At 57.5% G+C, this 17,122-nt stretch carries 21 protein-coding genes; 11 read left to right on the top strand and 10 right to left on the bottom strand.

All coding sequences use genetic code 11. The annotated features are described in order from the left end of the window. From VF684_RS00510 to VF684_RS00495, 4 genes are read left to right on the top strand one after another with little or no spacing between them, the layout of a single operon-like run. A complete protein-coding gene (locus VF684_RS00510) occupies positions 1-477 on the top strand; it encodes a DUF2878 domain-containing protein (RefSeq protein ID WP_167556722.1) in 477 nt (158 codons plus the stop codon). Then, entirely contained in the window at positions 477-695 is a 219-nt protein-coding gene (locus tag VF684_RS00505) for a TIGR02450 family Trp-rich protein (protein WP_123174202.1), read from the top strand. Before VF684_RS00510 ends, VF684_RS00505 begins: the two co-directional genes overlap by 1 nt. Then, a complete protein-coding gene (locus tag VF684_RS00500; RefSeq protein WP_257725687.1) occupies positions 652-1,194 on the top strand; it encodes a chalcone isomerase family protein in 543 nt (180 codons plus the stop codon). The genes VF684_RS00505 and VF684_RS00500 overlap by 44 nt, the downstream gene beginning before the upstream one ends. 14 nt (positions 1,195-1,208) lie before the next feature. Further along, complete coding sequence (locus VF684_RS00495) at positions 1,209-1,748, top strand: DUF3833 domain-containing protein (protein WP_139440013.1); 540 nt, start codon at positions 1,209-1,211, stop codon at positions 1,746-1,748. Between the two features lie 73 nt (positions 1,749-1,821). Here the strand turns inward: VF684_RS00495 and nqrM are convergent, their stop codons facing one another. The 9 genes from nqrM to VF684_RS00450 form a co-directional block, all read right to left on the bottom strand. After that, the gene (gene nqrM / locus VF684_RS00490; RefSeq protein WP_005338668.1) at positions 1,822-2,046 is read right to left on the bottom strand and encodes a (Na+)-NQR maturation NqrM; all 225 of its coding nucleotides are present in this window, start codon (positions 2,044-2,046) and stop codon (positions 1,822-1,824) included. Between the two features lie 9 nt (positions 2,047-2,055). Continuing rightward, on the bottom strand, positions 2,056-3,093 hold the full coding sequence (locus VF684_RS00485) for an FAD:protein FMN transferase (RefSeq protein ID WP_257725688.1): 1,038 nt from the start codon (positions 3,091-3,093) through the stop codon (positions 2,056-2,058). 3 nt (positions 3,094-3,096) lie between these two features. Next, positions 3,097-4,320 (bottom strand): NADH:ubiquinone reductase (Na(+)-transporting) subunit F, encoded by a 1,224-nt coding sequence (gene nqrF / locus VF684_RS00480; RefSeq protein ID WP_005338656.1) that lies wholly within the window; start codon positions 4,318-4,320, stop codon positions 3,097-3,099. A 32-nt stretch (positions 4,321-4,352) separates the two neighbouring features. Continuing rightward, positions 4,353-4,949 carry an NADH:ubiquinone reductase (Na(+)-transporting) subunit E gene (gene nqrE / locus VF684_RS00475; protein WP_005338645.1) on the bottom strand — a complete coding sequence of 199 codons (597 nt, stop codon included), beginning with the start codon at positions 4,947-4,949 and terminating at the stop codon, positions 4,353-4,355. Between the two features lie 3 nt (positions 4,950-4,952). Then, the gene (locus VF684_RS00470) at positions 4,953-5,585 is read right to left on the bottom strand and encodes an NADH:ubiquinone reductase (Na(+)-transporting) subunit D (RefSeq protein ID WP_005338644.1); all 633 of its coding nucleotides are present in this window, start codon (positions 5,583-5,585) and stop codon (positions 4,953-4,955) included. After that, positions 5,578-6,366: a Na(+)-translocating NADH-quinone reductase subunit C gene (locus VF684_RS00465; RefSeq protein WP_005338643.1), complete on the bottom strand. Its 789-nt coding sequence runs from the start codon at positions 6,364-6,366 to the stop codon at positions 5,578-5,580. The genes VF684_RS00470 and VF684_RS00465 overlap by 8 nt, the downstream gene beginning before the upstream one ends. After that, positions 6,356-7,585: an NADH:ubiquinone reductase (Na(+)-transporting) subunit B gene (locus VF684_RS00460; RefSeq protein ID WP_005338642.1), complete on the bottom strand. Its 1,230-nt coding sequence runs from the start codon at positions 7,583-7,585 to the stop codon at positions 6,356-6,358. Before VF684_RS00460 ends, VF684_RS00465 begins: the two co-directional genes overlap by 11 nt. 3 nt (positions 7,586-7,588) lie before the next feature. Continuing rightward, positions 7,589-8,932: a Na(+)-translocating NADH-quinone reductase subunit A gene (locus VF684_RS00455; protein WP_041202293.1), complete on the bottom strand. Its 1,344-nt coding sequence runs from the start codon at positions 8,930-8,932 to the stop codon at positions 7,589-7,591. Between the two features lie 435 nt (positions 8,933-9,367). Next, positions 9,368-9,682: a BolA family protein gene (locus tag VF684_RS00450; RefSeq protein WP_376898894.1), complete on the bottom strand. Its 315-nt coding sequence runs from the start codon at positions 9,680-9,682 to the stop codon at positions 9,368-9,370. A 204-nt stretch (positions 9,683-9,886) separates the two neighbouring features. Between VF684_RS00450 and VF684_RS00445 the strand changes: the two genes are divergently transcribed. The 5 genes from VF684_RS00445 to VF684_RS00425 all read left to right on the top strand — a co-directional run bounded on the left by VF684_RS00445 (position 9,887) and on the right by VF684_RS00425 (position 14,742). Continuing rightward, complete coding sequence (locus VF684_RS00445; RefSeq protein ID WP_115544626.1) at positions 9,887-11,020, top strand: methyltransferase; 1,134 nt, start codon at positions 9,887-9,889, stop codon at positions 11,018-11,020. 17 nt (positions 11,021-11,037) lie between these two features. Beyond that, positions 11,038-11,622 (top strand): YajG family lipoprotein, encoded by a 585-nt coding sequence (locus tag VF684_RS00440; protein ID WP_005349692.1) that lies wholly within the window; start codon positions 11,038-11,040, stop codon positions 11,620-11,622. A 2-nt stretch (positions 11,623-11,624) separates the two neighbouring features. Continuing rightward, entirely contained in the window at positions 11,625-12,212 is a 588-nt protein-coding gene (locus VF684_RS00435; RefSeq protein WP_050498393.1) for a peptidylprolyl isomerase, read from the top strand. A 172-nt stretch (positions 12,213-12,384) separates the two neighbouring features. Beyond that, the gene (locus VF684_RS00430; RefSeq protein WP_139440015.1) at positions 12,385-13,764 is read left to right on the top strand and encodes an AmpG family muropeptide MFS transporter; all 1,380 of its coding nucleotides are present in this window, start codon (positions 12,385-12,387) and stop codon (positions 13,762-13,764) included. A 156-nt stretch (positions 13,765-13,920) separates the two neighbouring features. Next, entirely contained in the window at positions 13,921-14,742 is an 822-nt protein-coding gene (locus tag VF684_RS00425) for a nucleoside-specific channel-forming Tsx family protein (protein WP_005338635.1), read from the top strand. Positions 14,743-14,849: 107 nt separating this feature from the next. Here VF684_RS00425 and VF684_RS00420 read toward each other — a convergent pair whose 3' ends face one another. Beyond that, complete coding sequence (locus tag VF684_RS00420) at positions 14,850-15,332, bottom strand: YajQ family cyclic di-GMP-binding protein (protein ID WP_005338634.1); 483 nt, start codon at positions 15,330-15,332, stop codon at positions 14,850-14,852. A gap of 200 nt (positions 15,333-15,532) precedes the next feature. On the opposite strand from VF684_RS00420, the gene VF684_RS00415 reads away from it, so the two are divergent. Both VF684_RS00415 and VF684_RS00410 read left to right on the top strand, forming a co-directional pair. Continuing rightward, entirely contained in the window at positions 15,533-16,486 is a 954-nt protein-coding gene (locus VF684_RS00415) for a ketopantoate reductase family protein (RefSeq protein WP_139440016.1), read from the top strand. A 44-nt stretch (positions 16,487-16,530) separates the two neighbouring features. Then, positions 16,531-17,091, top strand: a complete 561-nt coding sequence (locus VF684_RS00410) for a DJ-1 family glyoxalase III (RefSeq protein ID WP_139440017.1) — start codon at positions 16,531-16,533, stop codon at positions 17,089-17,091. The last annotated feature ends 31 nt before the right edge of the window (positions 17,092-17,122 follow it).

Raw genomic sequence — 17,122 nt, 5'->3', positions numbered from 1 at the left:
ATGTGGCAGTGGGCTCACCTGCTGGGGTTCAACCTCTACTGGTTGCTGGCGGTGAAGTGGCAGCAGCCGGGCCCGCTGCTGGCAATCTTGCTGCTGCACTTTCTCTTCTCACCCAGCCGCCTGCGTGACTGGCGGCTGCTCCCCATCGCGGTGGCCGGCTGTCTGCTGGATGTGCTGCTCTGGCAGCTCGGCCTGTTCCGGTTCCCGTCCGGTTTTCCCCTCTGGCTGGTGCTGCTCTGGCTCGGTTTTGCCCTGACGCTGGCCCACGGTATGCGCTGGCTGCTGCGCTTGCCTCGCTGGCAGCAGGCGCTGTTTGGCGTGTTTGGCGGTGCCTCCTCCTATGTGGCGGGGGCTGCCATGGGGGCAGTACACTTACCCTGGGGCATCTGGATCAGCACGGCGCTGCTGGCTGTGATCTGGATGTGGTGGTTACCCGTACTCCTGTGGGTAATGGTCAAGCTGGAGGGTGAGTCATGATAAACACCTTTTCGACCGACTCGTTGCTTTTTTCCAAATGGACCAAAGAGAGCCAGCATGAGCTGACTGATCGCTTCTATCTGGTGGTTGCCTGCCAGCGGGATGCGCAAGGGCAGCTGGTGCAGGTGGTGATGCAGGATATCAACACCCTGCAGGAACAGGAGATGGACTGGCATGAACTGGAAGACCCCAACCACTGGCATATGGGGTGGAATTAACCCGCTGCTGCTGGCGTTTACGCTCTTGGCTGCAACCGCAGTGCAGGCTTCTGCCGCCCCCTGGCAGCAGCTGCGCCCGGTCGGTCAGGGGGAGATGAACTGGCTCTGGTTCAAGCTCTACGATGCCACCCTCTACAGTGAAAGCGGGCACTATCAGCCCGGTCACTATCCGCAGGCCCTGACCCTCACCTATGCCAGATCCATCGAGCGGGAAGACCTGCTGAGCGCTACTGCCGTGGAGTGGCAGCGGCTCGGTCTTGGCTCTGACGCCGAGCGTCAGCGCTGGCTCGGCCAGCTCGCTGCACTCTGGCCCGATGTGCAGGCAGGCGACAAGCTCACCTTCTATGTCGACAAGGGCGGGGCAGGCCACTTCTGGTGGCAAGAGAAGTCCATTGGGACTCTGGCGGATCCGCAATTCTCGGCCGCTTTTCTCGCCATCTGGCTGGCTGACAACAGCCGCGATCCTGCCCTGACCCGCCGCCTGCGTGGCCAACCCTGAACATGGAGTCTCTGATGCCTTTCTATCGTGCATACCGCTGGTTGCTGTTGCTCCCCTTTTTGCTGCTGAGTGGCTGTGGTGCCAGTCTCGATGACTATCGTGGGCAGGGGCCAAACTGGGATCTCGCCCGTTTCTTCAACGGCAAACTGGTGGCTCACGGCCTGGTAACCGACCGCAGCGGCGAAGTGACTAGTCGCTTTCGGGTCGAGATGGTGGGTCGTTGGAAGGATGGCAAGGGAGAGCTGTTCGAGCAGTTCTACTTTGATGATGGCCGCCAGCAGACCCGTACCTGGTATCTGAGCAAGGGGGTTGACGGTCACTGGCGAGGTACTGCTTCCGATGTGGTGGGGGAGGCGATGGGTAAAAGCCAAGGGTTTGCCCTCAACTGGCGTTATCAGCTTGATCTGGCGCTGCCGGATGGCGAGGTAGTGCGGGTGAGCTTCGATGACTGGATGTATCTGCTGGACGAAGATCGTCTGATCAATCGTGCCGAGATCAGCAAGTTCGGTATCCATCTTGGCGAGGTGATCCTCTACATCGAACGTCAGCCCTGACCGTTAACGCAAGATAACGGCCAGTAAAAAGCGCGCCGATGGCGCGCTTTTGTTTACCGAAAAACCAGAGTCATCAGATGATGCGGTTCTCTTCCAGCATCTTGCGACGGGCTTCTTCCTTGGCCATCTTCTTCTTGCGGTTGTCGCAGGGTTCCGGGCAATCGCACTCTTTCTCGATGCCGACGCTACCCAAACCGCCGCAGGAGCCGGAGATGGTCTTCTTCTGGAAGATGTAACCGATAGCCATGGCGGCTATCACCAGCATGAATACCCCGAAGGTGATCAGAAAAATCTGCATCTCTACCTCTTACTTCTTGGCCAGATAGGGCTTGAAGGCATCGGAGTAAGCCTCTTCAAAGCCGTTGTCCGTCTTGGTGATCACGAAGATCGCCAGGCCGCGCTCGTTGGCATAGGCCAGGCTCTTCTCGGTCCCCATCACCATAAACACGGTGGCCAACCCGTCTGCGGTCATGCAGGAGGGATGGATCACGGTGACCGACACCAGACGGTGTTGGATCGGCTTGCCGCTGCGCGGATCTATGGTGTGGGAGAAGCGCTGACCATCCAGTTCATAGTAGTTGCGGTAATCGCCGGAGGTGGCCACCCCGTTGTCACCGGGCACGATCACCTCTTGCACCGTGCCGGTGCCTGCGGTGGGCTTCTCGATGGCCACGCGCCAAGGGTGACCCTTGCCGTTGACGCCATTGATCCGCAGCTCGCCGCCAATCTCCACCAGATAGTTGCGCGCACCCAGTGACTCCAGATACTCGGCTACCTTGTCCACACCAAAGCCCTTGGCGATGGCGGAGAGATCGACGTAGAGATCCGGAATATCTTTTTGCAGGGTATCGGCATCCACCGAGGTGATGACGTGCAGGTTGCCCAGACCGGTCTTCTGGCGAGTCTGGGTGATCAGCTCGTCGGAGGGGACCTTGGTCGGCTTCTTGTCCGGGCCAAAGCCCCACAGATTGACCAAGGGGCCAACGGTGACGTCCAGCGCCCCCTGGCTCTCACGGCCAATGTGAATGGCCTCTGTGACGACCCGTGCGGTATCGCGGGAGACCACTACCGGTTTGTTGTCACGGCTCTGGTTGAAGCGCGACAACTCGGAATCGGGGCGATAGGTCGACATCTGATCGTTGACCCGCTCCAGCAAGACATCCACCTCAGCTTGAAGCTTGGCTGGATCGGTGATGGCGCTGTCCGCCACCTTGATGGAGTAGTAAGTGCCCATGGTGCTACCGGTGATGTGGATCTCCGGTTTGGATTGGACCGTCTCCTGACCGCACCCAGTCAAGAAAAAGGCTAGCCCGAAGGCTAGCCAGGTCTTTACAACACTGTGCATGGATTAACCACCAAAGTCATCCAACAGGATGTTTTCGTCTTCAACGCCCAAGTCTTTGAGCATGTTGATGACAGCAGCGTTCATCACCGGAGGTCCACACATGTAGAACTCGCAATCTTCCGGTGCTTCGTGGTTCTTGAGATAGTTCTCGTAGAGCACGTTGTGGATGAAGCCGGTGTAGCCGTCCCAGTTGTCTTCCGGTTGCGGATCAGACAGGGCGACGTTCCAGGTGAAGTTCTCGTTCTCGGCGGCGAGCATGTCAAAGTCTTCGACATAGAACATTTCGCGCTTGGAACGGGCACCGTACCAGAAGCTCATCTTGCGCTTGGACTTCAGGCGACGCAGCTGGTCGAAGATATGGGAACGCATCGGAGCCATACCTGCACCACCACCGATGAATACCATTTCGGCATCGGTATCCTTGGCGAAGAACTCACCGAACGGACCGGAGATAGTCACCTTGTCGCCAGCCTTCAGGCTGAAGATGTAGGAGGACATCTGTCCCGGAGGGGCAGTCCAGTTGCTCGGGGGCGGGGTCGCGATACGCACGTTCAGCATGATGATGCCGAACTCTTCCGGATAGTTGGCCATGGAGTAGGCACGGATGATTGGCTCATCGACCTTGGACTCCAGCTCAAAAATCTTGAAGCGATCCCAGTCACCGCGATACTCCTCGGGAATATCGAAGTTCTTGTAGTGCACGTGGTGAGCCGGGGCTTCAATCTGGATATAACCACCGGCGCGGAACGGCACGCTCTCGCCATCGGGGATCTGCAGCTTGAGCTCCTTGATGAAGGTGGCCTTGTTATCGTTGGAGATAACAGTACATTCCCACTTCTTCACCCCGAAGATCTCTTCCGGCAGTTCGATATCCATGTCGGAGCGAACGGTAACCTGACAGGCCAGACGCTCGCCATGACGGGCTTCGCCCTTGCTGATGTGATCCAGTTCGGTCGGCAGAATGTCGCCGCCACCGGATTTCACCCGTACCTTGCACTGGCCGCAGGAGCCACCGCCGCCACAGGCGGAGGAGACGAAGATACCGCTGCCAGCCAGCACGCCGAGCAGCTTGCCACCGGCCGGGCTGGTCACAGCCTTGGCCGGGTCACCATTGATGCTGATTGTCACGTCGCCCGCGGTCACCAGCTTGGACTTGGCGAACAGAATGACTGCCACCAGTGCCAGCAGGATCACGGTAAACATGACCACACCCAAAATAATTTCCATCTATCGTTCCTTTCTGATTGCAGGAAAGCCGATTACAGGGAGATACCAGAGAAGGACATGAAGCCCAGCGCCATCAGACCGGCGGTGATGAAGGTGATGCCCAGACCGCGCAGGCCTTCCGGAACATCGGAGTACTTCATCTTCTCGCGGATACCAGCCAGCGCAACGATCGCCAGCATCCAGCCTGCCCCTGAACCCACACCGTAGACCACAGACTCCATGAAGTTGTAGTCACGCTGCACCATGAAGGAGACGCCACCGAAGATGGCGCAGTTCACGGTGATGAGCGGCAGGAAGATACCCAGCGCGTTGTAGAGTGCCGGGAAGTACTTGTCCAGCGCCATCTCCAGGATCTGTACCAGTGCTGCAATCACACCGATGAAGGTGATGAAGCTCAGGAAGCTCAGATCCAGACCGGATACCAGAGCGCCATCTTTAAGCACGTAGTTGTAGATCAGGTTGTTGGCAGGAACCGCGATGGTCTGCACCACAATAACGGCAATACCCAGACCCATGGAGGTCTTTACCTTCTTGGACACCGCCAGGAAGGTACACATCCCCAGGAAGAAGGAGAGTGCCAGGTTTTCGATGAAGATCGATTTAATCAACAGACTCAGATAGTGTTCCATACCTTAATCCTTCGCCTCCACCTGCTTGGGATCCTTGGTGCGCACGCCCCAAATGATCAGACCAATGATGAAGAATGCACTCGGCGGCAGCAGCAGCAGGCCGTTGGGCACATACCAGCCACCGTTGTTCACCAGCGGCAGCAGCTCGATGCCGAACCAGGTGCCGGAGCCCAGCAGTTCACGCACGGTCGCGACACTCAGCAGAATGGCACCATAGCCCAGACCGTTGCCGATACCATCCAGGAAGGAGGGCAGCGGGGCACTCTTCATGGCATACGCTTCGGCGCGGCCCATTACGATACAGTTGGTGATGATCAGACCCACGAAGACCGACAGTTGCTTGGAGATGTCATAGGCGTACGCCTTGAGCACCTGGTCAACCACGATAACCAGTGAGGCGATGATCGCCATCTGCACGATGATCCGGACGCTGTTCGGGATCTGGTTGCGGATCAGGGAGATGAACAGGTTTGAGAAGGCGGTGACCGCCATGACCGCGAGGGTCATTACAAACGCAGTTTTCATCTGGCTGGTAACCGCCAGTGCAGAACAGACACCCAGCACCTGCAAGGCGATGGGGTTGTTGCCCAGCACAGGCGTCAACAGCAACTTCTTCATTTCGCTCTTGTCAGCCATTGTTGATTTCTCCTGCACGAACCTTGGCCAGGAAAGGACCGAAGCCCTTGGGACCCATCCAGAAGTCGAAGGTATGCTGTACGCCGTTACCGGTCAGAGTGGCACCGGAGAGACCATCGATCTCGTGCTCGGAGCCCGCCGGAGCATGGCCCTTGATGACGCGCAGCGCCGGCATGCCATTCTGGTCGAACAGTTTCTTGTCCTTGAACAGCGCCTGCCAGGCCGGGTTTTCGATCTCGCCACCCAGACCCGGTGTTTCACCGTGGTCATAGTAGGTGATGCCCTTGATGGTCTGGCCATCAGCGGCAACGGCGACGAAGGCATACATGGTCGACCACAGACCCTGACCGTAGATGGGCAGGATGATGCTGTCGATCTTGCCTTCGGCATCCTTGGCGAAGAATACCGGGATCTGCTTGGAGATCTGACGCAGGCTGGCCTTGTCGTCAGCGGCGGCAAGACGGATGCTGCGGGCCGGATCTTTGGCTGCCTGCTTGGTGTCGAAGTTGTCGGCATCGCCGTCAACAAAGTCACCGGTCGCCAGATCCACCAGACGGGCTTCGATCTTCTCGCCATACAGTTTGGCCAGGTCGCGCTTGGCCACTTCGCTCACATCCACACCGGCTACGGCGAGAATGTTGCTCTGCTTGTCCAGCGCCTTGTTTTCCTGCTGGGTAGAACGCAGGCCCACAGCGGCAACGGATACCACGATGGAACAGGCCAGACAGAGGCCGGTGACAACGCTGACGGTGCCGAGGGTTGAATCTTTATTAAACGCCACGAGCAATCCTCCGCTTGATGTTTGCCTGAGCGACGAAGTGGTCAAACAGGGGAGCAAACAGGTTCGCAAACAGAATGGCCAGCATCATGCCTTCCGGAAACGCAGGGTTAACCACGCGAACCAGCACGACCATTACGCCGATCAGGGCGCCATACCACCACTTGCCTTTGTTGGTAAAGGCTGCGGAGACAGGGTCGGTCGCCATGAAGGCCATACCGAAGGCGAAGCCACCCAGTACCAGATGCCAGTGCCACGGCATGTTGAACATGGGGTTGGTATCGGAACCGATGACGTTGAACAGCAGGGAGGTGGCGATCATACCGATCATCACGCCGGCGATGATGCGCCAGGAGGCGATGCGCATGTAGACGATCATGGCGGCACCCAGCAGGATCATCAGGGTAGAGACTTCACCGATGGAACCCGGCAGGTTACCCAGGAAAGCGTCCATCCAGCTGATAGCCTGGCCGGTTGCACCGTTGATCAGCGCCATCTGGCCGCCTTGGGCCCACTGGCTCAGGGCAGTCGCGCCGGAGAAGCCGTCAACGGCAACCCATACGGCGTCACCGGAGATCTGGCCCGGGTAGGCGAAGAACAGGAACGCACGACCAGCCAGCGCCGGGTTCAGGAAGTTCTTGCCGGTACCACCGAACACCTCTTTGGCCATCACCACACCGAAGGTGATACCCAGCGCAGCTTGCCACAGGGGCAGCTCGGGCGGCACGATCAGGGCAAACAGGATGGAGGTCACAAAGAAGCCTTCGTTGATCTCGTGTTTGCGCACCATGGCGAACAGCACTTCCCAGAAACCACCGACAAAGAAGACGGTGATGTAGATCGGGAAGAAGTGGGTGGCGCCGATCAGCATCTTGCTGCCGATACCGGCTACAGCCGGATCGAGGGAGGCGCCCAGCATGGTAGCCAGGGCATATTGCCAGCTGCTGGCACCAGCAGCCGAGCCCATGTGGGCAATGGCGGCAATCGCCTGGTTACCAACGTTATACATGCCCCAGAACATGGCCGGGAACACGGCCAGCCACACCATGATCATCATGCGCTTCAGATCGAGCGCATCACGAACGTGGGAGGCGTTGCGGGTAACGCTACCCGGGGTGTAGAACAGGGTGTACGCCGCTTCGAACAGGGCATAGTACTTGGCGTACTTTCCACCCGGTTCGAAGTGGTGTTCCATATTTTCAAGAAGTTGCTTGAAACTCATCGCTTAACCTTCCAGTTCAATCTTGGTCAGGCACTCACGCAAGATCGGGCCGTACTCTGTCTTGCCGGGGCAGACAAAGGTACAGAGCGCCAAATCTTCCTCATCCAGCTCCAGGCAGCCCAGTGCTTGCGCACCGTCGGTATCGCCGGAGACCATGTCCCGCAGCAGCAGGGTCGGCAGGATGTCGAGTGGCATCACCCGCTCATAGTTGCCGATAGGCACCATGGAACGGTCACTACCGTTGGTAGTGGTGGTGAAGTTGATCAGCTTGCCCTTCATCAGATGAGAGAGGGTGGTACGGGTGATAGAGAACTTGTTGGCGCTGGGGTTGATCCAGCCCAGGAACTCTTTCTCGCGACCTTCACCCAGCACGCAAACCTGATTGTGGTAGCGGCCCAGGTAGTCGTGAACACCTTCGGCTTTGGCACCACTCAGGATAGAACCGGAGATGATACGGTTTTCGTCGGCACGCAGCTCATTGTTGGTGAGCTGGCTGATGCAGGCGCCCAGACGGGTACGCAGCAGACGCGGCTTGAGCACGTTCGGGCCAGCCAGCGCGATCACCTTGTCAGTGCAGATCTGACCGGTGGTGAACAGCTTGCCGAATGCAATCACATCCTGATAGTTGATGTGCCACTGCACCTTGGTGCTGCTGACCGGATCCAGGAAGTGGATATGGGTACCCGGCAGACCGGCAGGGTGCGGACCAACGAAGATCTCTTCCTTGACCTGAGCCAGCGGAGAGTGGGGCAGACTGCCTTCGCCTTTACAGACGTAGACGGCGCCGTCGGTCAGGCGGGTCAATACGGCCAGACCATCGAGGAAGGCCTGCGGCTGTTCCTTGATAATCAGCTCGGCATCGGCTGCCAGCGGGTTGGTGTCCATTGCAGTCACAAAGATGGCGCGCGGGGCAGACGCTACCGCGGGGACTTTGCTGAACGGACGGGTACGCAACGCAGTCCACTGACCTGATGCGACCAGGATCTCTTGCACCTTGCTGCGCTCGAGCTTGGCCAGCTCGGCAGAGGCAAAATGCTCAAACGTCACCTGTTCATCGGAACCGTCGAGGTCGATGACCACAGACTGGAGAACACGTTTGGCACCACGGTTGATCTCTGAAACCACACCGGTGGCAGGAGCTGTGAATTTAACGCCCGGATTCTTCTTGTCTTCAAAAAGATCCTGACCTTTGATGACGCGATCACCTACTTTGACGAACATAGTAGGTCGCATCCCCACAAACTCCTCGCCCAGTGTCGCAACACGGGTGATGGCGGGGCCATCGTAGATTACTTGCTCTGGCGCACCCAGCACGGGGATGTCCAGTCCTCTTTTGATTGTAATCATACTTACTTGCACTACCGTTACGGGAGAGGTTGGTTAGCGCCGAGAAATACATCACGACGGGTGGTTGAATGAGTCGATGTTGTGGTTGCGCCAGGTGGGCAGGCTCAACAATTATTCAACATGCAGGCTCACTCAAAAGCGCTTGAGTTTACCACTTAAGGTGCATTTTCTGCCATGCCAAATGGGCAAAATCCCCGTGCCATCACAAAATTAACCTGCAATGAATAAGCCCCTGACACCTTGTAAGTAGTGGTTTTAAAGGTTTTTTTATTTCGATACCTCGATGGGGGTATTTGCCGCTGCCTCCACTATCAGCAAAAACGCCTTGATGCCGAAATATACCCCCTTAGATGTAGCCTTTTCGGGGCCAATGGGGGAAATTTGTTTAATTTTTGTTGGCAGGTTCTCGAGGGAAATCCTGTGGTACAACCGCTTTCAGGAGAGTGACGGTTTGCCAACGCAGCTCGGGGTGCGCGGGGCGTGGCCTTTTTCCCGCCACTCGGTCTCTGTGTAGGTATGCAGTGCCAGTGCATGAACGGCACCGGCCAGCTCGTCGGCCAGCACAGCATTGACCTGACGATGACGGGCCAGCAGCCGCTGCCCTGCAAATTGCTCGCTGACGATCACCACCTTGAAGTGGCTCTCAGATCCCGGTTCCACTCGGTGCATGTGGCTCTCGTTGATCACCTCCAGCACGGTGGGGGAGAGGGCTACGGTCAGCTTGGCTTCAATCAGTTGTTGGATGGTCATCGGATCGGCTTCCAGAGTGAATGTCGGGCCATTCTATCGGCAGTCGCGGGATGGAATAAGCCCCCGTAAGAGGGAAATCACCCGTCAGTTGCCCCCTTGATGCGCATCGAACTGGTGAAATTCCTGCTCCTCGCTAGAATAGCGCCACTTTGCGTCGCCCCTGGCGCCTGTATACACGAATCAAGCCGAGGTTGGACTCTTCCTATGCAAACCCTTCTCGACACTCCCCATTGCCAGCTCACGCTCTACCGCTATCCGCGCCAGAGTCAGGAGACCCTGCAAGCCTGGGATGCGGCTGACGAATACCTGATCAACACCCTGGCGGAGTCCCCCCTCGAGCAGGCGGGCCCCGTCATCGTCATGAATGATGGCTTTGGCGCGCTGGCCGCCTATTTACATCCGCACTCCCCCTGCTGCGTCACCGACTCCTACATCAGTGAGCGGGCGACCCTGGCCAATCTGGCCGAAAACGGACTGGATGCGGGTAGTATCCGCTTGCAGGATGCGCTGGCGCCGCTGCCCGATGCCCCTGCGCTGGTGGTGATCAAGGTCTCCAAATATCAGGCACTGCTGGAGCAGCAACTGCTGGCATTGCGTGCGGTGGTGACACCGGCAACCCGCGTTATCGCTGCTGGCAAGGCGAAGGATATTCATACCTCCACCCTCAAGTTGTTCGAGAAGTATCTGGGGCCTACCCGTACCTCGCTGGCCTGGAAGAAGGCGCGCCTCATTCACTGCGAGCCGCAGGCAGAACGTCCCGCGCTGGCCAACCCCTTCCCGACTGTCTGGCCGCTGGAGGGGAGTGGCATGCTCATCCACAACCATGCCAACGTCTTCTCGCGCACCAGTCTCGATATCGGTGCCCGCTTTATGCTGGACAACCTGCCCATCCACAGTGCCCGCAAGGTGATCGATCTGGGCTGTGGCAACGGGGTGCTGGGTCTGTCGCTGCTCGCCAAAGACAGCGAGGTGGAGGTGACCTTTATCGATGAATCCTATATGGCCGTCGCCTCGGCACAGCTCAACGTCGAGCATAATCTGCCCGATGCACTGCCGCGCGCCCGCTTTATGGTCAATAACTGCCTCGACGGGGTGGCGGTCGGCTCGGCGGATCGGATCCTCTGCAACCCTCCTTTCCATCAGCTACAGGCGATCACCGATCATATCGCCTGGCAGATGTTCAGTGATGCGCACCGGGTGTTGCCTCAGGGGGGTGAACTCTGGATAGTAGGCAACCGTCATCTGGACTATCACAACAAACTCAAGCGCTTGTTTGCCAACGCACAAGTCGTTGCGTCGAACAGCAAATTCGTTATTTTGAAAGCCATCAAACGCTAAAGCCAAAGGAAACCATGATGAAAAAGTCACTCTTGCTGCTGGCCGCCCTGATGCTGGGCGGGTGTGCAACTCATTGGCCGGAGACAGCGCTGCTCAATCCGCAGGTGATCCCCGCCAACCAGCAATACTACTCTGGCAATCGCATCACCATGGAAGGGGTAGACAAGCGTGAGGCTGCCTACGTCTTCTCTATCAAACATAAAGAGAAAGCCCCCGTGCTGGTCAACAGTGAGCGTCCGCTCAACCTGCTGATGGCCGAGCGGCTGGCCGAAGGTCTGCGCAGCCAGGGTCTGGAAGTGGGCAACAGTGGCACCACCAACCTGACGCTGGTGATCTCCAACGCTGCAGTCAATGTGGAAGAGAAGACCTTTACCTATGTCACCAAGTCCCGCGTCAGCCTGCAGGTGATCGCCGATTTTCAGGGCAACCGTCTGACCAAGCAGTTCAACATGTCCTCCAGCAAGGAGAGCCCGAGCGAGCCAAGCATGGCCGATCTGGAGTCTACACTGAACCTGCAACTGGGTAGCGTGCTGCAGCAGATCATGGCGGATGATGCGCTGCGCGGTTACCTGAAAGGTCAACCGAACGGTGCAGGGGTCTGATGATGAAAAAACTCTGGTTGCTGGCCATGCTGATCGCCCCGCTGGCGTTCGCTGGCCCGAAAGTCAGAATGGAGACCAACCACGGCAATATCGTGGTGGAGCTGGCGTCCAAGCAGGCGCCCCAGACGGTGAAGAACTTCCTGCGTTACGTGGCTGATGGCAGCTATGACGGCAGCATCTTCCACCGGGTGATCCAGGATTTCGTGGTGCAGGGTGGGGGCTACAACCAGCAGTTCCAGCAACTGCCAACCTATGAGCCTGTGGTCAACGAGTCGCGCGGCGGTCTGCCCAACAAGCGTGGCTCCATCGCCATGGCCCGCACCCAGGCGGTCGACAGCGCTACTCGCCAGTTCTACTTCAATCTGGTCGACAACAATAACCTCAACGCCGGTGGCGCCGCGGGTTATACCGTGTTCGGTCAGGTGGTGCAGGGGATGGATGTGCTGGACAAGCTGGCTCAGGTACAGACCGGTTACAGCCCCATTTTGCGTGCCAACGATGTGCCGACCAGTCCCATCATTCTGAAGAAGGTGGTCTTGCTGGCAGAAACTCCGGCAGACAAGAAAGTCGACAAGAAAGCGGGCAAGTAACTCTCGCCGGACTCGGTTCGTCACCTCGCATCGTCAGGTCACAATACAAGGCTCATCCCGTTCGGGATGGGCCTTTTCTCTATCCGGGCTTCTTTGACCTATCTCTTTGCTCGCCTTGGCTATCTGCCATCAACCTGCCAAAATGACGCACTTTTCCAAAGTCGTCAGGTAGTTGAACATGATCCGCAAACCAAGCTGGAGAGAGTCCCTCGCCGTCTATCTCGAATTTCGGGTGTTTATTCTCTTTGCCATGGGTTTTTCATCGGGTCTGCCGCTGCTGCTGGTGTTCGGTACTCTCTCATTCTGGTTGCGTGAGGCCGATGTCAGCCTGACCGATATCGGCTATATGAGCTGGGTGGCGCTCGCCTATGGCTTTAAATGGATGTGGTCGCCGCTGGTGGATCGCATGCCGCTGCCGTGGCTCTCCACGCTGCTGGGGCGTCGCCGCAGCTGGATGTTCTTCTCCCAGCTGCTGATTGCCGCCGCGCTGGTCGGCATGGCGTTCTGCGATCCCAAGACCGAGCTGGCCCAGCTGGCGATGTTTGCCCTGCTGGTGGCCTTTGCCTCGGCGACTCAGGATATCGTCATCGACGCCTATCGCATCGAATCTGCCCCCGAGCGGCTACAGGCGGCGATGGCTGCCTCCTACATGACTGGTTACCGGCTGGCGATGATCATGGCGGGCGCCGGTGCGCTGGCGCTGGCAGCGTGGTTTGGCAGCAATAGTGGCTATGACTATCGTGGCTGGCAGATTACCTATCTGGTGATGGCGGGTCTGATGTCACTCGGGGTTATCACCACGCTGTTTTGCCATGAGCCGGATATCGATCTGGCCGAGCAGGGCAAACAACAGGCCGAACGCAAGGCGCAGCTCCTGGAAAAAGGGTGGCCTGCGCTGCTGGCGAGTGCGGGGGCCTGGGCCTATGAGGCGGTCTGGTGTCCGTTTGCCGACTTCTTTCGTCGCTATGGCAGCTCGGCGCTGCTGATCCTTGCTCTGATCGCCTGCTATCGGGTTGCCGATGTGGTGATGGGGGTGATGTCCAACAGCTTCTATGTGGATATGCAGTTCAGCAAGACCGAGGTTGCGACCATTACCAAGGTGTTTGGCGTCATCATGACGCTAGTGGGAGCGGCGCTGGGGGGCGTGCTGGTGATGCGCTTCGGTACGCTGCGCATCCTGTTCTTGGGGGCGCTGCTCACCGCCAGCACCAACCTGCTGTTTGCTCTGCTCAATCAGGTTGGTCACAATCTGGAACTGCTGACGCTGATCATCTCGCTGGATAACCTCAGTGCCGGTATTGCTACCGCGGCCTTCGTGACCTATCTCTCCAGCCTGACCAATGTGGCATTTTCGGCCACTCAGTACGCCCTGTTCAGCTCGGTAATGTTGCTGCTACCCAAGTTGCTGGCCGGTTTTTCCGGACAGGTTGTGGAGCAGATTGGCTACAGTGCCTTCTTTGTCGGAACCAGTTTATTGGGCTTGCCCGTGTTGTTGTTGATTGTGCTGGTCGCCAGAAAAGGGAGTGAGTTGCTCTCAACGGCTGACAAATAGCAAGCGTTTGCGTAGAATCGGGGGTGATTAGATTCACACTTCCGGATAAAGTTCCCGAGAAGTTGTTTCACCCCCAATTTTATTTGATTAGAATCCCTCTCGCTCCTTGTGGGCAGGCTACGGAAAACCTCAACTAACGCACAAGAGACCAATAAAATGGCCAAATTTACCAAGACTCTGATCGCTGCCGGTCTGCTGGCTGCTGCCGCTACCCCGGCCTTCGCTGCTGACTACAGCGGTGATATCCACAAGAATGATTTCAAATGGATGCAGTTCAACGTAATGCATACCATTGACCAGCGTCCTTACATGGGCAGCGACTACAACGACACCTACCTGGAAATGGAATTCGGTGGTCGTTCCGGTATGTTTGATCTGTATGGCTATGTCGATGTGTTCGATATTTTCCAAAGCAGCCATAGCGACAAACACAATGGCCAGAACATCTTCATGAAGTTCGCCCCGCGTCTTTCTCTGGATGCCCTGACTGGTAAAGATCTCTCCTTCGGCCCGGTACAAGAGCTCTACATCGCTACCCTGAACAACGTTGATGACTCCATGATGGAGAACATGATCGGTCTGGGTGCTGATGTACAGGTGCCTTGGTTCGGTAAAGTTGGCATGAACCTGTATGCTCGCCATGCAACCGAAAGTGGCTTCAAGGCCGAAGAGGGTGACTGGAACGGTTATCAGTTCTCCATGAACTGGTTCAAGCCTTTCTATACGTTCTCCAACGGCAGCTTCGTCTCCTATCAGGGCTACCTGGATTATCTGTTTGATAAAGATATCCATGGCGACAACAACCAGAGTGCTAACGGTTTGGGTACTTTCCACGGTATCTACTGGCACTCCGACCGTTACGCAGTTGGTTACGGTCTGAAGTACTTCAACGAAATCTACGGTATCAACAATGGTGCCTTTGGTGGTCTGAACACTACCGGTTTCGGTCACTACTTCTCTGTTACCTACAAGTTCTAATAAAACTTGGGGTACAAAAAACCGGAGCATCTGCTCCGGTTTTTTTATGGCCGCGATTTAGATAGCGTGGCGCGAGTCATCAAGTGCGCCACGGCTGAGTGGATAAATCAGTCGCGGAAGTTCTGGAACTGCATCGGTTGACCCAGTTCGGCGCCACGGACCAGTGCCATGGTCTCTTGCAGATCGTCACGCTTCTTGCCGGTGACACGTACTTCATCACCCTGGATGGCGACCTGTACCTTGATTTTGGAGTCCTTGATCAGCTTGACCAGCTTCTTGGCGATCTCTTTCTCGATCCCCTGCTTGAATTTTACGGTCAGGTGGAAGCGTTTGCCGGAGTGAACGGAGTCACCTACTTCCATGGAGCTGTTTTCGATGTTGCGCTTGAGCAGGGCACCGCGCAGAATTTCGACCATCTGCTTGAGCTGGAAATCGGCATCGGCTTCCAGTTTTACCTCTTCCTTGTTCAACTCGAAGCTGGCTTCTACCCCACGAAAATCGAAACGGGTGGCCAGTTCACGATTGGCGTTGTCGACTGCGTTCAACACCTCGTTCATTTTGACTTCAGAGACAATATCGAATGACGGCATAGCCGGAGCTCCTCATGTTGCGTTATCGGGGGGCAAATCTACCAGAAAACGGGCAAATTTGCTGATTTTGATGGGGTTGCTCTGCTAGAATCCCCTGCGCACAGGACGGGTGGACCCGTTAGTGTCCACCAGCGACATCTTCACTTATCCCCGGTAACAGGTTGAGAGGATTGCAACCCTTACCCTGACAGAGTCACACCATGCCAAGCGGATTAAAAAATTCCCGACAGCCCGTTATTCCACCCGTTACTCCGAAGTGGTCACTGTTGGGTTGTGGCGCCCTCGGCGGCGTTTTTGCCTCCCTGCTGACCCAGAGTGGTCAATCCACCCGTGTCTTGTTGCGCGAACATCATAAGTCCACGCTCCATCCGGGGATCGATTTCACCTCGCTGGAGGGGCATGTCCAGCTGCTCAATATCGAGCGCGGATTTGTCAGCAAACCCGGCAAGATCCAGCGTCTGCTGGTGATGACCAAGGCCAGTCAGGTGATTGCCGCACTGACGCCGCTGGTGGGCAATCTGGATGCCGGCGTGCCGATCGTGCTGCTGCACAACGGGATGGGCATTGCCGAGCAGGTGGTCGAGATGTTCCCGCACAATCCGGTGATTGCCGGTGTCACCAGCCATGGCGCCATGCAATGCGGCCATTTTGTCTTCCGTCATACTGGCAAGGGTGAAACCTGGCTTGGTCCGATCAACGATGCCGCCAAGGCCCATGCCGCGCTCGCGGACGAGCTGGCGCTGGCACTGGGTCAGGCTGGTTGGGATGAGCAGGTATTGACGCGTCAGTGGCAAAAGCTGGCCATCAACTGTGCCATCAATCCCCTGACGGCCCTCTACAAGCTGAAAAATGGCGAGCTGGCTGGCCCCCGTTTTGCCGATGCCCTGCAGCAGATCTGCGTGGAGGTGGCGGATGTGATGTGCGCGGAAGGGATTGCTACTACAGCAGAAGAGTTGCAGCGTCGGGTGATGACAGTGGTAGAACTGACCGCTGACAATTACTCCTCCATGTATCAGGATATGGAACTGGGACGCGAGACCGAGATTGAGGCCATCACCGGCTTCCTGTTGGCCAAGGCTGCCCGGCATGGCATTGCCGTACCGGTCAATCAGGGTCTCTATCAGGCGATCAAAGAGAAGAGTCAGGCCGTCTGATCCGTTACATGGCAGAGCAAGCAGCAAGCAGCAAGGAGGCGAGCGTGAGTGTACTGGTGCTGGTGGCCCCCGGGTCGGAAGAGATAGAGACGGTCGCGATTGTCGATACCTTGGTGCGCGCCAGCATCGAGGTGGTACTGGCCTCTTGCTGCCCTGCCGGATCTCGGCAGGTAAAAGCGTCGCGCGGGGTGCAGCTGGTGGCCGATTGTCATATCGACGAGCTGACCCGTCGGGACTTTGAAGCCATCGTGGTACCCGGTGGTCTGCCCGGCAGCGAAGTGATCCGCGATACCCCGCTGGCCATCGATCTGCTCAAAGAGCAGGCCGCTCTTGGCCGCTGGCGCGCTGCCATCTGCGCCGCCCCTGTGGTGGTGTTGCAACATCACGGCCTGCTGGATGGTGCCATCGTCACCTGTCATCCCGGCTTTCAGCCCCGACTGTCGACATCGCAGCTGTCACGTGAGCGGGTCGTCAGGGATGAGGCTCATCGCCTTATCACCAGTCAGGGGCCGGGCAGCGCCATCGAGTTTGCGCTTGAACTGGTCCGGGTGCTGCGTGGGGATGAGGTGGCGGCCACTGTCGCTGGCCCTATGGTGCTGCCTTGAGCGCACTCTGCTGCAGAATCAAGCTGGCCAT

This window comes from Aeromonas sp. Lyrl_2 (assembly GCF_051948815.1).
GTDB lineage: Bacteria > Pseudomonadota > Gammaproteobacteria > Enterobacterales > Aeromonadaceae > Aeromonas > Aeromonas veronii.
The sequence above is the reverse complement of the archived record's forward strand: the minus strand, read 5'-3'. Positions and strand labels throughout refer to the sequence as shown.

Bases quoted from the DNA above. Each gene is read 5' to 3' on its own strand.
- VF684_RS00440 (WP_005349692.1), top strand. From the start codon at position 11,038: ATGAAAAAGTCACTCTTGCTGCTGGCCGCCCTGATGCTGGGCGGGTGT.
- VF684_RS00470 (WP_005338644.1), bottom strand. From the start codon at position 5,585: ATGGCTGACAAGAGCGAAATGAAGAAGTTGCTGTTGACGCCTGTGCTG.
- VF684_RS00420 (WP_005338634.1), bottom strand. From the start codon at position 15,332: ATGCCGTCATTCGATATTGTCTCTGAAGTCAAAATGAACGAGGTGTTG.
- VF684_RS00445 (WP_115544626.1), top strand. From the start codon at position 9,887: ATGCAAACCCTTCTCGACACTCCCCATTGCCAGCTCACGCTCTACCGC.
- VF684_RS00485 (WP_257725688.1), bottom strand. From the start codon at position 3,093: ATGCACAGTGTTGTAAAGACCTGGCTAGCCTTCGGGCTAGCCTTTTTC.
- VF684_RS00510 (WP_167556722.1), top strand. From the start codon at position 1: ATGTGGCAGTGGGCTCACCTGCTGGGGTTCAACCTCTACTGGTTGCTG.
- VF684_RS00500 (WP_257725687.1), top strand. From the start codon at position 652: ATGAACTGGAAGACCCCAACCACTGGCATATGGGGTGGAATTAACCCG.
- VF684_RS00495 (WP_139440013.1), top strand. From the start codon at position 1,209: ATGCCTTTCTATCGTGCATACCGCTGGTTGCTGTTGCTCCCCTTTTTG.
- nqrF (WP_005338656.1), bottom strand. From the start codon at position 4,320: ATGGAAATTATTTTGGGTGTGGTCATGTTTACCGTGATCCTGCTGGCA.
- nqrE (WP_005338645.1), bottom strand. From the start codon at position 4,949: ATGGAACACTATCTGAGTCTGTTGATTAAATCGATCTTCATCGAAAAC.
- VF684_RS00455 (WP_041202293.1), bottom strand. From the start codon at position 8,932: ATGATTACAATCAAAAGAGGACTGGACATCCCCGTGCTGGGTGCGCCA.
- nqrM (WP_005338668.1), bottom strand. From the start codon at position 2,046: ATGCAGATTTTTCTGATCACCTTCGGGGTATTCATGCTGGTGATAGCC.
- VF684_RS00435 (WP_050498393.1), top strand. From the start codon at position 11,625: ATGAAAAAACTCTGGTTGCTGGCCATGCTGATCGCCCCGCTGGCGTTC.
- VF684_RS00450 (WP_376898894.1), bottom strand. From the start codon at position 9,682: ATGACCATCCAACAACTGATTGAAGCCAAGCTGACCGTAGCCCTCTCC.
- VF684_RS00460 (WP_005338642.1), bottom strand. From the start codon at position 7,585: ATGAGTTTCAAGCAACTTCTTGAAAATATGGAACACCACTTCGAACCG.
- VF684_RS00425 (WP_005338635.1), top strand. From the start codon at position 13,921: ATGGCCAAATTTACCAAGACTCTGATCGCTGCCGGTCTGCTGGCTGCT.
- VF684_RS00415 (WP_139440016.1), top strand. From the start codon at position 15,533: ATGCCAAGCGGATTAAAAAATTCCCGACAGCCCGTTATTCCACCCGTT.